Origin of the sequence: Hymenobacter busanensis (assembly GCF_008727865.1) — a bacterium.
GTDB lineage: Bacteria > Bacteroidota > Bacteroidia > Cytophagales > Hymenobacteraceae > Solirubrum > Solirubrum busanense.
Genome location: NZ_VTWU01000001.1, coordinates 712,131 through 725,504 on the forward strand (window position 1 = coordinate 712,131; position 13,374 = coordinate 725,504).

The window sequence follows — 13,374 nt, forward strand, 5'->3', positions numbered from 1 at the left end:
GGGCTTTCGTACTTTTGCGGCCTACACTATCGGCGGAATAGCATTCTGCCCACCCGCTCCTTGGACCGCGTCGCCCCCAAAAAACACCTGGGCCAGCACTTTCTGGCCGACCTGAACATTTCCCGCCGCATTGCCGAGTCGCTGCGCCTGCCCGAGGGCGTGCGCCACGTGCTGGAAGTGGGGCCGGGCATGGGCGTGCTCACGCAGTTTTTGCTGGAGCGCACGGCCGACTACGAAACGACGGTCGTGGAAATTGACCGCGAATCGGTGGCGTACCTGAAAGTGCACTTTCCGGGCTTGCAGGGCCGGATTCTGGAGGCCGACTTCCTGAAAATGGACCTGGGCAAGCAGTTCGACGGCGCACCCTTGAGCGTCATCGGCAACTTCCCCTACAACATCAGTTCCCAGATTTACTTCCGCATTCTGGCGCACCGCCAGCAAGTGCGCGAGTCGGTGGGCATGATTCAGAAGGAAGTGGCCGAGCGCATTGCGGCCGGGCCGGGCTCCAAAACCTACGGCATCCTGAGCGTGCTGGTGCAAGCTTGGTACGACGTGGAATTGCTGTTTCTGGTGCCGCCGCACGTGTTTATTCCGCCGCCCAAGGTGCAAAGCGCGGTGCTGCGCCTCACCCGCAACAAGGTCGAAAAGCTCGATTGCGACGAGGTGCTGTTTTTTCGAGTGGTGAAGCAAGCCTTTGCCACGCGCCGCAAAACCCTGCGCAACTGCATGAAAATGTTTGGCCTCTCGGCCGAGGTAACCGCCGACCCGCTCTTCGACAAGCGCGCCGAACAACTCAGTGTGGCCGATTTTGTGGGCCTGACGCAACTCGTGTCGGCCCAGATGCAATCGGCTAACCAGTAGGCGCGTTCGATGCACCGGGGCCACTGGTTTTGGAGGTAGCCGCTGCGCCGCCGTTCCGGATAACAACCACCTGTTTCGGTCATTGCTATGAGTATTTGCCTCGTTATCGACGAAATGCACCCCACGCTCAAAGCCTTGCTCAAGGCCGAGGGCGTGCAGATTGACTACGACCCCGACCTGCTGCCCGCCGAGGTGCCCGCCGCCCTGGCCGAGAAGCCCTACGAAGGCCTCATCGTGCGCAGCAAAGTGCAGGTAACCGCGCAGCTGCTGCGCCACGGCAAGCACCTGCGCTACGTGGCCCGCGCCGGCGCCGGCATCGACAACATCGACATGGCGGCGCTGGATGCGGCGGGCGTGCAGCTTATCAACGCGCCCGAAGGCAACTCCCAGGCCGTGGGCGAGTTTACCGTGGGCCTGCTGCTGGCGCTGCTGCGCAAGGTAGCCGCGGCCGACGCCGAAGTGCGCAACGGGCAATGGCGCCGCGAAGCCAACCGGGGCTACGAGCTGAGTGCCCGCACGGTGGGCATCATCGGCTGCGGCCACATGGGCCAGAGCTTCGCCAGCTGCCTGCGCGGTTTTGGCTGCCAGGTGCTGGGCTTCGACAACGACCCCGCCGTGCAACCCACCGACTACCTGCCGCTGGTGCCGCTGGACGAGCTGCAGCAGCGCGCCGACGTGCTCAGCATCCATATTCCCTACAGCACGGCCAACCACGGCTTCGTGAACGAGGGTCTGTTGCGCGGTTTCCGGCGGCCGCTGTGGCTGCTCAACACGGCCCGCGGCGAAGTGCTCGACCACGCGGCCCTGGCGGCGCTGCTGCAGCAAGGCCACGTGCGCGGCGCCGCCCTCGACGTGCTCGATAACGAACGAATCGGCGCCCTGAAGCCCGAGCAACAAGCCCGATTTGGCTACCTGCGCACGGCACCCAACGTGGTGCTTACCCCGCACGTAGCGGGCTGGACGCACGAGTCTTACCAGCGCATAAACGAGGTGCTGGCCCGTAAAATAGGGGAATTGATGCGCGGCTAGCCTGTGCCTGCCTGTTCGCAGAACGGGCCTCTGCTAGGGCTGGCCTGTATGCCGCAGCTTGCGCACTGTGGGCACCAATTCGTATATTTGCTCTTGCCTGTTCGGGAGAACGGCTGGCACCGCCGGCCGTTCTCCTTGTTTTTTACCTGTTGCCCCTTCCCTCGTCATGGCCGTTAATTATTATACCCCCGAAGGCTTGCAGAAGCTCAAGGACGAACTGCAGGACCTCAAAATCCGCGGCCGCGCCGAAGCTGCCGAGCAGCTGCGCGAGGCCCGCGACAAAGGCGACCTGAGTGAAAACGCCGAATACGATGCCGCCAAAGAAGCCCAGGGCTTGTTGGAGCTGAAAATCTCCAAGCTGGAAGAAGTTATCGGCAACGCCCGCGTTATCGACGACTCCAACTTGGATGCCACCAAGGTGCTCATTCTGAGCAAGGTGAAGCTCAAGAACCTGAAGAACAACATGATTCTCGACTACCTGCTGGTGGCCGAGGAAGAAGCCAACCTGGCCGCCGGCAAAATCTCGGTGAAGTCGCCCATCGGCAAAGGCCTGCTGGGCAAGTCGGCCGGCGACGTGGCCGAAATTACCGTGCCCGCCGGCAAGCTGCAGTTCGAAATCCTGGAAGTAAGCCGCTAGCTGCAGCAGCTATTGGCTGTTAGCTGATGGCCTTTCGCTTGTCAGCCGGCTTTGGTAACACCCCGAAAAGGCTTCTGTGAAAAACAGAAGCCTTTTCGCGTTCTTGGCCGCTCCTAACCGCCAACCGCTAAAAGCCAACCGCCAACATGCCTTCCATCTTTTCCCGCATCGTCTCGGGCGAGCTGCCCGCCTACAAAGTAGCCGAAGACGACCAGCACCTGGCCTTCCTCGACATCACGCCCCTGGTAGAAGGCCACACGCTGGTGATTCCCAAGCGCGAAGTCGATTACATCTTCGACCTGCCCGCCGACGAGCTAGCCGCACTCCACCAGTTTGCCCAGCGCGTAGCCAAGGGCGTGAAGGCGGCCGTGCCGTGCAAGCGCATTGGCGTGGCCGTGATTGGGCTGGAGGTGCCGCACGCCCACATTCACCTGATTCCGATGAACCGGGTATCGGACATGAACTTCGCCAACCCCAAGATTAAGGTGGCCGAAAAACGCATGCAGGAGCTGGCCGAAGCCATTGCCGCCCAAGTGTCAGGCGCCGACGGTGCTTCCGTCAAGGCGGCTTCCAGCCCCGCCCCGCACGCGGCCGAGGGCAAAGCCGCCAAGGCAGGCGGCAAGCAAGATCCTGCCCTCGAACAGTTGGAGCTCCTCACCAAAGACCTGCTTTTCCTGAGCGAGTCGGAGTCGCCGCTGACGGTGGTGAGCTACGACGCGCCAAGTGGTGAGGTGACGCCGAAAGACGTGCTGAAGCTGCTCGACAAGCCTGCCGACACCAAAGTGGACGTGCAGGACCTGATGTTCTTCCTGCGCAACCACACCGCCGACGACGGTGTGCTGGGCAACCCCGACCTGGCCAACCGCTACAAGGCCCTGCAGATGTACCTCAAGCAGGAGCTGGAAAACACGCAAGTGTACCGCGTGGGCACCGGCCCGCAGCTGGAAGCCTACGCGCTGGGCAAAACCAGCACCGGCAAGCTGGCGGGCTTCAAGGTGACGCTGGTGGAAACCTGAGCCCGGTTGGGGCTGGTTTGGAGCGGTTTATGCAGGGTAGGTAGCGGCGCATCGGCGAGCAGCGGGTGAAAACGGCTGACCACGGCACGTAAGAACCGGTAACTCGCGTTGATGCGTACGTCTGCCTCGTTCACCCCTCGCACCCACCGTTATGTTGAAACTTCTTTTGGGCTTGATGCTGCTGGCTTGCAGCACCGCCGGCTTGGCGCAAAACCAGGCCGCCGCCGTACCCGCCCCGGCCGAAACCTCGGTGCCAACGACGGCCGCTGCCCCGGCCCCGGCCAACATCGAAGCCTACGTGCGCGAGCAGACCAAGGGCGGCGAGCTGGATTTCACCAAAATGCTGGCCTCGAAAAAGCAGAGCATGTTTTTGCACGACGGCAACATGTACACCAAGCCCGAATACGCCTTGGTGCTGTGGGGGCTGCGCGTAAAAGCCCTCGGCATCGAATCGGCGGAACGGGCCTGCGCGTTGTACGCGGCCGCCAGCAACCGCCCGCTCACGCCCGCCGAGAAGAAGGCGCTGGTGCAGGGCTTCGACAGCGGCACCCGCGACTAGCTCCCCGTACCTTTCAACGAAAAGCCCCGCCCGATGCATCGGGCGGGGCTTTTCGTTGTTTGGCCTGCGTCGTTTAGCGCGTGGGGCCGCTGTCGACTTTGGCTTCGAGCTGGGCCTGTACCTCCACGGGCAGCTTGCTGAGCAGGTCGTAGCCGGTGGCGTTTTCGATGGCGTCGACGCTCACGCGGTAGCGGGCCCAGTCGGGGTCGATGGTGTTGTCGTTGGGGGTGTCGACGGCAATGAGGCGGGCCTGGCCGGCGGCTACGCGCTGCAGGTCGTTGTCGCCCTGGGGCAGCACTACCAGCACTTTCCAGATGCGCTTGGGCACCGTCACGCGGCCCTGGTCGAGCGTGGTCATGAGGCCATTGGTGCCGGTGCCGCCCTTGCCGTAGCTGCCCATGAGCACATATACCTCGTTGCCGGCGGCCACCAAGTCGCGGCTGTAGTCTTCCAGATGATTCCAGGTGCGCTGGTTGTTGTTGGGCGCCTGCGGAATCATGTTGGTCATCAGAAACGTGCTGGAGTTGTCGTCGAGGTCGAATGAGCGGTCGGCCGAGGGGCAGTTGTGCCCTTTGTCGAAGCCCGAACCCGAGTAGGAATTGCGCGTGACCTGGTACCAGCCGCGGGGCAGGGCCGGGTCGGGGCGAAAATCATCCTGCCGCGGAGCCGCACCCAGCCAGGCTTTGTTCAGGTGCCAGAGTACCCAGTTGGGAATGCCCCGGTCGCGGGAGTAGCTCAGGGTGTACTGGGGCTTCACCATGAGGTAGTTGTTGGGCGACAGGTCGGGGTTCGAGGTGGCGCCGCTGGGGTTGCCGAAAGTGAGCGGGTCGTCGCGGCGGGCGGCGCCGGTGGCCTGAGCCGCCGCGGGCGTGGTGGGCTGTGGGGCGGGCGTAACGGTTTGGGTGGTGGTGGTGACGGTGGAGCCGGCGGGCGGCTTGGTGCCGGCGCGGTAGGGCTCCACGGTGAAGTCGTCGAGGTTTAGCCGGTCGTCGCCGCCGTCGGTTTTGCGGATTTCGAGGCGCAGCGGCCCGGGGCGGTTCACCTGCACCGCCACGGGCAGGCCGGGGCCTTCCACTTTCACCTCGGTGCCGGCGGGCTGCCAGCTGCGGCCGCGGTCGGCAGAGTACCAAAGCTGCCAGCGCACGGCGCCATCCTTGCCGTAGCTGGCGGTGAATACGCGCACCGTGCCGGCGCCGGTGGCCAGGTCGAAGCGCATTTGGGCGCGGCCCTTGCCGCGCAGGCGCAGGGCCTTCTGGCCGTGCTTGTGGTCTTGCTCGGCCGCGCCAATGAGGGCGTCGTCGAGCAGCCACTTGCCCGAGGCCAGTTGCTCTTCGTCGGGGGCATAGCCGCCTTTGCTGCCCGTTTCAAAGGTTTCGAGCAGGGCACGGCCGGCTTGTTGGGCGGGAGCTTCGGCGGCCGGCGGCGCGGGGGCCGACGCGGCGGTGCGGTCGTCGTCGGCGGTGCGCTGGAAGCAGGCGGCTAAGACGCCGGTGGCCAGCAGCAGGCCGGAAAGCAGGGGAGAGGCAGTAAGGCGCATGATGCGGGCAAGATACGGAACGGCGGCGGTGCCCTCATGCAGATGAAAGGCGGTTGGTGCGCGGAAGGAGTATAGTTCGGGTTCCCCAAGCGGTGCTTGCATATTTATCAGCCAAGGCCGCTTTTGCCGCCTACCTTGCTGCCCGAACGCCTCCTTCACCTGCTACCGATGCCCCAACTCTACCCGCGCACCCTGCTGGCCCTGGCCGCCGCCTTGGCCACCACCGCCTGCCAGTCGACCACCGACACGACCTCAATCGAAACGGCCGCTACCGCCGACCAGGCCTTCGAGCGGTACAAAGCCCGCTTCGTGGATTCGCTCTGGTACTACAACCCCACCTGGGCCAGCAGCCAGGGCTACCACCGCTACGACTCAATGCTGGTGCTGCCCACGGCCGGGCGGCGGCAGCTGGAGGCCAAAACCAACGCCCGCTGGCAGCGGGAGCTGGCCGGGTTTAAGGTAGGAGAGCTGTCGGTAAACAACCAGACCGACTACCGCCTGATGGTGAACGAGCTGCGCTCGGAGCAATGGTACGCCGACACGCTACGGCAGTGGGAGTGGAACCCGGCGCTTTACAACGTGAGCGAACCGGTGGCCGACATCCTGAACGGCCGCTACCAACCGCTCGACCACCGCCTGCGCAGCATTTCCATGAAAATCAGCCGGGCGCCGGAGTACTACGAGGCGGCTGAAACCAACCTGAAGAACCCCACCAAGGAGCACCTCACGCTGGGCATCAACCAAAACCGGGGCGGGCTCGACGTATTTGGCAAGGCGCTGGAAGACAGCATTGCCCGCTCGGGGTTGTCGGCACGCGAGAAGGAGGAGTTTCGGGGGCGCATTGCCACTACGCGGCTGGCCATCGAAAACTACATCAGTTTCCTCGACAAGCAGTTGCGGCCCCGCGCCACGCGCAGCTTCCGCATCGGGCCGGAGCTGTTCCGCCAGAAGTTTGCCTACGACATTCAGTCGGCCTACTCGGCCGATGCGGTGTACCAGAAAGCCCTGCGCCACAAGCAGGAACTGCTGCAGGACATGGCCGTGCGCGCCACCCGCCTGTGGCCGAAATACTTCGGCCAGCAAGCCATGCCCGCCGATACGCTGACGCGCATCCGGCAGGTTATCGGCAAGCTCACCCAAACCCACGCTACGCCGGCGGGCTTCGTAGCGGCCGTGCGCCAGCAGATTCCGGCCCTGGTGAAATTCGTGGACGACAAAAAGCTGCTGACCCAGGACCCCTCGAAGCCGCTGGTGGTGCGCGAAACCCCGCTGTACATGCGCGGCTCGGGCGCGTCGGTGTCGGCCCCCGGGCCCTACGACAAGTCGGCCAACACCTACTACAACGTGGAGCCGCTGACCGGCACGCCCGCCGCCCAAGCCGAAAGCTACTTGCGCGAGTACAACCAGTACACGCTGCAGATTCTCAACATTCACGAGGCCATTCCGGGCCACTACACCCAATTGGTGTATTCCAACCAGTCGCCGAGCATCATCAAGGCGGTGCTGGGCAACGGGGCCATGGTGGAGGGCTGGGCCGTGTACGCCGAGCGCATGATGCTGGAAAACGGCTACGGCGGCGGTTCCGACGAAATCTGGCTGATGTGGGACAAGTGGAACATGCGCGTGACGCTCAACACCATTCTCGACCACCAAGTGCAGGCCGGCGCCATCACCGAGCCGCAAGCCGTACAGATGTTGCAACGGGAAGGCTTTCAGGAAGAAGCCGAGGCGCGCAACAAGTGGCTGCGCGCCACCCTCTCGCAGGTGCAGCTCAGCAGCTACTTTACGGGCTACACCGAAATCTACGACCTGCGCGAGGAGCTGAAACGGCAGCAGGGCAAGAGCTTCGATTTGAAAGCCTTCCACGAGCAGTTCCTGAGCTACGGCTCGGCGCCGGTGAAATACATTCGGCAGATGATGCTTCAGAAACAATAAGCCGCTTAAAGCTCCAAAGCCAGCAACGCCCCGCCGGATATTCTCGGCGGGGCGTTTTGCCGATAGAGTAGCCTGCCTGGCGTTGTTTCGGTCACGCGGCTCACTGGGCACATGTGCCGAAAACCGTCGCACCGCGTAGCTTCGCGCCGTGTTTTTCGTGCTTTCCAAAATTCTCGACGCGGCCCTGTCGCCGGCGCTGTGGCTGGTGGCGGTGCTGCTAGCCGCTGTGCTGGCCCGTGGGCCGCGCTGGCGCCGCCGCTGGCTGTGGCTGGCCCTGGGCCTAACCGTGGTGCTGACCAACAACGGCCTGAGCAACCTGGCCATGCGTGCCTGGGAGCTGCCGCCCGTGCGCCTCGCGCAGCTGCACCCCGCCCCCTACGACGCCGCCGTGCTGCTCACCGGCATTACCGAAACCCGCCAGCAGCCCCGCGACCGGGTGTACATCGACCGCGGCGCCGACCGGCTGCTGCACACGCTGTGGCTGTACCGGGCGGGCAAGGTGCGGCGCATCATCATTACCGGCGGTTCGGGCGCGCTCAATCCCGACCCGCGGGCCCGCACCGAAGCCCGCGAGCTGGCCGTGCTGTTGCGCCTGGCCGGCGTACCCGCCCAGGCCATCTGGCTGGAAGAGCGCAGCCGCAACACCCACGAAAACGCCGAGTTTACCCGGCAGCTGCTGCAGGCGCACCCCGAAGTAAAGCGTTTGGTCTTAGTCACCTCCGCCTTTCACATGCGCCGGGCCGCAGGCTGTTTCCACCGCGCCGGGCTGCAGGCTACGCCCTTTCCGGCTACCTACAACTCCGTGCCGCCCGACGCCTCGCCCGGGACCTGGCTGCTGCCCGATGCCGATGCGCTGGTGCGTTGGGGCACGCTGGTGCACGAAATGGTTGGGTATGCTGTGTACCGGCTGCAGGGGTATTGCTAAGTCGATAATTTCCGGTCATCCTGAGCGTGAGCGAAGGGCCTTTTCCGTTAGAACGGATGTCGTTGCAATGACTCGTTCGGCGGAGAAAAGGCTCTTCGCTGCGTTCAGGCTGACAGATAAGAAGGTTTCGGTGTAGGTGCAACTACTCGGCTTTCTTTCGCGCCGTCGGCTGCTTTTCGCCGCCAATCCAGATGCTTTTCTGATTGACAAACTCGCGGATGCCCAGGTGCGACAACTCGCGGCCGTAGCCCGATTTCTTGATGCCGCCGAAGGGCATTTCGGGCGACGAAGCCACCAGCGCATTTACAAACACAGCCCCGGCTTCTACCTGCCGCGCCACCCGTTCGCCGCGCCGTTCGTCGCTCGTCCACACGGCCCCGCCCAGGCCAAAGCGCGAGTCGTTGGCCAGCTCGATGGCGTGCTGCTCGTCGCGGGCGATGAGCACGGAGGCCACCGGGCCAAACAGCTCCTCGTCGTAGGCGGGCATGCCGGGCCGCAGGTTGGTCAGGATCATGGGCGCGAAGCGAGCCGAGCCGGGAGCCGACTGCCCGCCGTACAGCTCCACTTTGGCGCCGAGCTGCACGGAGGCTTCAACTTGCTTGGTGAGGTCGTCGGCGAGGTCGGGGCGGGCGAGGGGGCCGTACTGCGTGTTTTCGTCGAGTGGGTCGCCGCCACGCAGGGCCAGCAGGTGCGTTTTCATCTGCGCAACGAACTCGCGAGCCACGGGCTTCTCCACGATGAAGCGCTTGGCCGCAATGCAGCTCTGCCCGGCGTTGATCATGCGCGCCTGGGCGGCGGTTTTGGCGGCCAGCTCCAGGTCGGCATCGGCCAGCACAATGAAGGCATCGGAGCCGCCCAGCTCCAGCACGGTTTTCTTGATGTTGCGGCCCGCGGCGGCGCCCACCTGGCTGCCGGCGCCTTCGCTGCCCGTGAGCGTAACGGCCTGCACCCGGTCGTCTGCAATCAATGCCGCCACATCTTTCGATTCCAGCAGCAGGGTACGGAAGGCGGCGCGGGGCAGGCCGGCGTCGTGAAATATTTTTTCCAGCGCGAGGGCACACTGCGGCACGTTGGAGGCGTGCTTGAGCAAGCCCACGTTGCCGGCCATGAGGGCCGGCGCGGCAAACCGAATGGCCTGCCAGAAGGGGAAGTTCCACGGCATCACGGCCAGCACCACGCCCAGCGGCTCGTGAGCAATGAAGCTGCGCCGGGCCTGGGTTTCGATGATTTCGTCGGCCAGCATCTGCTCGGCCCGGTCGGCGTAGAAGTCGCAGGTGAGGGCGCATTTCTGTACTTCGCCGCGGCCGTCGCGCAGGGGCTTGCCCATTTCCAGCGCCATGAGGCGGGCCAGCTCGTTTTGCCGCTCGCGCAGCAGGTCGGCGGCGCGGTGCAGCACGGTGGCCCGCTGGGCAAAGGTGGTGCGGCGCCAGGTGCGGGCGGCTTTGTGGGCCTGGGCCACGATGCGCTCCACTTGCGCGGCGGTGTGGGGCTTGAAGCGGCGCAGCAGGCGGCCGGTGTAGGGGTTGAAGGATTCGATGGGCATGAGTTCGGGACCTAAGGCGGAAAAGGTACGCAGGGCCGGGCGGCAGAGATATACGTCTGCGAAAACCATATATAGGGCAAGGCCGTTTGCGTTGCATCCGGTGCAAGAAGGAAGTTGCCGCGTATCGTGTAGTTTTGGGCACTGTCCTGCTTGCACTACCTTCCCCCGGAGCTGTTTCCTCACCACACCCCTTTCTGTGTCTAGCTTGCTAACAGAGCCGCAGCCCACCGCCGCCGAAGAACAGCTCGTCGCCCGATTACGGGCCCACGACGAGTCCGCCATGACGGAGTTCTACGACAAATATTCGTCAGCCCTCTACGGCGTCATTCTGCGCATTGTGCGGCGCGAAGAAGAAGCCGAAGACGTGTTGCAGGAAAGTTTGGTCAAAATCTGGAATTCGTTTCATTCCTACGACGCCTCCAAAGGGCGTTTGTTTACGTGGGTGCTGAACGTGAGCCGGAATTTAGCCATCGACAAAATCCGCTCCCGACAGTACCGCGTAGGTAGTCGTACCCAGCCATTGGATGATAGCCCGGCCGAGCATACCCCCGCGGTAGCCACGTTCCGGCCCGAGCACATTGGCTTGCAGGACATGACGCGCCAGTTGAACCCGGACCAACAGCAAATCATTGACCTGCTGTATTTCGGCGGCTACACCCAGAGTGAAGCGGCCGAGGAACTCAACTTGCCCTTAGGAACCGTGAAGACCCGCGCCCGAGCAGCCCTCAAAGTCCTTTCAAAATTGATCCGGTAGCCGTGAACATCGAGGAATATATCGAATCAGGTCAACTGGAGCTTTATGTGCTACAGCAACTCGCCCCGGCCGAGCAGGCCGAGGTGGAGCAGCTGGCAACGCAATACCCAGAGGTGCGCGCCGAGTTGGCCCGCATCCGCCAAACCCTTGAAGGCTACGCCGAAGCCCATGCCGTGCAGCCTCCCGCCGCCATGCGGGAGCGGGTGCTCGGTGGCTGGCAGCAAGCCATACGCAGCACGGAGCCAATCGTTACGGCTCCGCAACCCGCCCAAGCGCAAACGCCCGCCCAACCCGAAGCCGTAGTGCGCCCCATTTCGGCCGCCGAACCCGCCGAAACCGGCAGCAGCTGGTACCGCTGGCTGGCTGCTGCCGCCGTGGCGCTGCTGGTGCTGAGCGCCGGTGCCAACATGGTGTTTTACAACCGCTGGCGCGACGCCGAGGCCAACTTGCTGGCCATGCAAAGCGACCAGGCCCGCGTGGCGTCTACCATGCAGGTGATGGAAAAACGCCTTGGTGCCCGCACCCAGGAGCTGGCCGTGCTGCGCAACGAACAGTTTGCCCCGGTGGTGCTGAAGGGTGTGCCCGCCGCGCCCGGCGCCCGGGCCCGCGTGCTCTACAACGCCAGCACCCACGCCGTGTACCTTGACGTGAACAACCTGCCCGCCGCCCCTGCCGGCAAGCAGTACCAGCTGTGGGCCCTCGACAAAGGCAAGCCCGTGGATGCCGGCATGCTCACCGCCCGAACCGCCGCCGGCGACAGCCTGCAGCAGATGAAGGACATTGCCAGCGCCCAGGCCTTTGCCATAACGCTGGAAGATGCCGGCGGCCACCCCACGCCCAACCTGTCGGCACTCACCGTGATGGGCCAGATATAAGCCCGGTCCGAATCCCTATCTTTAAAGCCTCCGTCGAGTTATCGGCGGAGGCTTTTTCTCTGGTTTATGCACGGTTCTATCTTCACACTGCTCAAGCGCTACGTCCAAACCCAATACGACCACAGCACCTGGGTGCAGCTGCTGGAAGCCAGCGGGCTGGATTCAGGCGACTTCGACCACAAAACCGTGTATCCCGACGAGCACATGTATGCGCTGGTGGGCAAGGCGGCGGAAATGACCGGCATTCCGGCCGAGACGCTGCAGGAGAAATTTGGCGAGTACCTCGTGCCCGACCTTATGTACATGTACGCCAAGCTGGTGCAGCCCGAGTGGCGGACGATGGAGATGATAGAAAACACCGAAAAGGTGATGCACAAGCGCGTGCGCGAAGAGCACAGCGAAAATGCCCCGCCGGTGCTCGATGTCACCCGCGTGTCGGCCAACGAGCTGCTGATTGAGTACGTGTCGCGGCGGCGCATGGGCGCGTTGGCGGTGGGCATTGTGCGCGGGCTAGCTGTGTACTTCGACGAGGCCGACCAGATTCAGGTAGAGCCCACCACCCGCGAAGACGGGCAGCACGTGCAGATTCGGGTGCGCCGCCGGGCCTGATGTTTTGATTGTGTTGCGGAAGCCGGGCCAATCCGAACCTGCCGGACTTTCGTTTGTTGCGCTGACGTATGGAAAACACCTACTACAACCCGGCCGACCTGGCCAAATTCGGCAACATCACGGAGTGGCAAGCCGACATGGGCAATAAGTTTTTTGCCTACTACGCCGAGGTCTTCAAGGAAGGCGCCCTCACGGAACGCGAAAAGTCGTTGATAGCCCTGGCCGTGGCCCACGCCGTGCAATGCCCTTACTGCATCGACGCCTACACCACCGACTCGCTGCAAAAAGGCGCCGATGAGGCCCAGATGATGGAAGCCGTGCACGTAGCGGCGGCTATCAAAGGCGGCTCGGCCCTGGTGCACGGCGTGCAGATGATGAACAAAGCCAAAGGGCTGAGCATGTAGGGTAGCGGAGCCGGCTGGGTTCGTGTGGAGTTCAGTTCTGCTGAATTTTCCAGGCAAGCCGGCCGACGGAGTTCAACTGGTCAGTGCACTACTTGCCCAACGGGCGCCGCCGCACGCGGCGCTTTCTCTCGTTATGCGGAAAAAAATAGGTCTGGGCGTTGCCGCCGCGTTGCTGCTGACGGCCCTGCCCAGCTGCGGCCACCGCAAACCCGCTTCCGGACCCGATCCGGCCTACGACCGGCTGCTGCGCACCCTCTACCATGCCGACATGCCCACCGTGCAACCGGCCGAGCTGGCGGCGGAGTTGCGCCGGCAGGCCGCGCCCGTGGTGCTGCTCGATACCCGCACGCCGGCTGAGTACGCCGTCAGTCACCTGCAAGGCGCGCGGCTGATCGATGCCGAGCAGTTCAGCCCCGCGGCTGTGCGCGACCTGGCGCGCGACCAAACCGTGGTGGTGTACTGCTCGGTTGGGGCCCGCAGCCAGCGGATCGGGGAAGAGTTGCGAGCATTGGGCTTTCGCGACGTGCGCAACCTCTACGGGGGGCTGTTTGAATGGGTAAACCAGGGGCTGCCCGTGTACGACGCCCACGGCCCCACCCAGCGCGTGCATCCGTATTCGGCCCTGTGGGGCATCTGGCTGAAGCGGGGCGAGGCCGCGTATCGATAAACATAAAGGCCGAAGAAGCCACC

At 64.0% G+C, this 13,374-nt stretch carries 14 protein-coding genes; 12 read left to right on the top strand and 2 right to left on the bottom strand.

Features of this window, described 5'->3' with window-relative positions; translation table 11 throughout:
* Positions 1-60: 60 nt before the first annotated feature.
* From rsmA to F0P96_RS02930, 5 genes are all read left to right on the top strand, one after another.
* A complete protein-coding gene (rsmA, locus tag F0P96_RS02910) occupies positions 61-861 on the top strand; it encodes a 16S rRNA (adenine(1518)-N(6)/adenine(1519)-N(6))-dimethyltransferase RsmA (protein ID WP_201743880.1) in 801 nt (266 codons plus the stop codon).
* An 87-nt stretch (positions 862-948) separates the two neighbouring features.
* Complete coding sequence (locus tag F0P96_RS02915) at positions 949-1,890, top strand: NAD(P)-dependent oxidoreductase (protein ID WP_151077230.1); 942 nt, start codon at positions 949-951, stop codon at positions 1,888-1,890.
* 166 nt (positions 1,891-2,056) lie between these two features.
* A complete protein-coding gene (greA, locus tag F0P96_RS02920; RefSeq protein WP_151077231.1) occupies positions 2,057-2,527 on the top strand; it encodes a transcription elongation factor GreA in 471 nt (156 codons plus the stop codon).
* A gap of 146 nt (positions 2,528-2,673) precedes the next feature.
* Positions 2,674-3,543 carry a nuclease A inhibitor family protein gene (locus F0P96_RS21375; RefSeq protein ID WP_160620002.1) on the top strand — a complete coding sequence of 290 codons (870 nt, stop codon included), beginning with the start codon at positions 2,674-2,676 and terminating at the stop codon, positions 3,541-3,543.
* 151 nt (positions 3,544-3,694) lie between these two features.
* Entirely contained in the window at positions 3,695-4,102 is a 408-nt protein-coding gene (locus tag F0P96_RS02930) for a hypothetical protein (RefSeq protein WP_151077232.1), read from the top strand.
* Between the two features lie 73 nt (positions 4,103-4,175).
* Here F0P96_RS02930 and F0P96_RS02935 read toward each other — a convergent pair whose 3' ends face one another.
* Entirely contained in the window at positions 4,176-5,639 is a 1,464-nt protein-coding gene (locus F0P96_RS02935) for a DNA/RNA non-specific endonuclease (protein ID WP_151077233.1), read from the bottom strand.
* Between the two features lie 168 nt (positions 5,640-5,807).
* On the opposite strand from F0P96_RS02935, the gene F0P96_RS02940 reads away from it, so the two are divergent.
* Together F0P96_RS02940 and F0P96_RS02945 are read left to right on the top strand one after the other, a co-directional pair.
* Entirely contained in the window at positions 5,808-7,574 is a 1,767-nt protein-coding gene (locus F0P96_RS02940) for a DUF885 domain-containing protein (RefSeq protein ID WP_151077234.1), read from the top strand.
* A 157-nt stretch (positions 7,575-7,731) separates the two neighbouring features.
* The gene (locus F0P96_RS02945; RefSeq protein WP_151077235.1) at positions 7,732-8,499 is read left to right on the top strand and encodes a YdcF family protein; all 768 of its coding nucleotides are present in this window, start codon (positions 7,732-7,734) and stop codon (positions 8,497-8,499) included.
* Between the two features lie 142 nt (positions 8,500-8,641).
* Here the strand turns inward: F0P96_RS02945 and F0P96_RS02950 are convergent, their stop codons facing one another.
* On the bottom strand, positions 8,642-10,042 hold the full coding sequence (locus tag F0P96_RS02950) for an NAD-dependent succinate-semialdehyde dehydrogenase (RefSeq protein WP_151077236.1): 1,401 nt from the start codon (positions 10,040-10,042) through the stop codon (positions 8,642-8,644).
* 196 nt (positions 10,043-10,238) lie between these two features.
* On the opposite strand from F0P96_RS02950, the gene F0P96_RS02955 reads away from it, so the two are divergent.
* The 5 genes from F0P96_RS02955 (at position 10,239) to F0P96_RS02975 (ending at position 13,351) form a co-directional block, all read left to right on the top strand.
* On the top strand, positions 10,239-10,796 hold the full coding sequence (locus F0P96_RS02955; RefSeq protein WP_235917362.1) for an RNA polymerase sigma factor: 558 nt from the start codon (positions 10,239-10,241) through the stop codon (positions 10,794-10,796).
* Between the two features lie 2 nt (positions 10,797-10,798).
* A complete protein-coding gene (locus tag F0P96_RS02960) occupies positions 10,799-11,671 on the top strand; it encodes an anti-sigma factor (protein WP_167291147.1) in 873 nt (290 codons plus the stop codon).
* Positions 11,672-11,737: 66 nt separating this feature from the next.
* Complete coding sequence (locus F0P96_RS02965) at positions 11,738-12,280, top strand: heme NO-binding domain-containing protein (RefSeq protein ID WP_151077238.1); 543 nt, start codon at positions 11,738-11,740, stop codon at positions 12,278-12,280.
* Positions 12,281-12,348: 68 nt separating this feature from the next.
* Positions 12,349-12,684 carry an arsenosugar biosynthesis-associated peroxidase-like protein gene (locus F0P96_RS02970; RefSeq protein WP_151077239.1) on the top strand — a complete coding sequence of 112 codons (336 nt, stop codon included), beginning with the start codon at positions 12,349-12,351 and terminating at the stop codon, positions 12,682-12,684.
* 133 nt (positions 12,685-12,817) lie between these two features.
* Positions 12,818-13,351 carry a rhodanese-like domain-containing protein gene (locus tag F0P96_RS02975; protein WP_235917363.1) on the top strand — a complete coding sequence of 178 codons (534 nt, stop codon included), beginning with the start codon at positions 12,818-12,820 and terminating at the stop codon, positions 13,349-13,351.
* Positions 13,352-13,374: the final 23 nt, after the last annotated feature.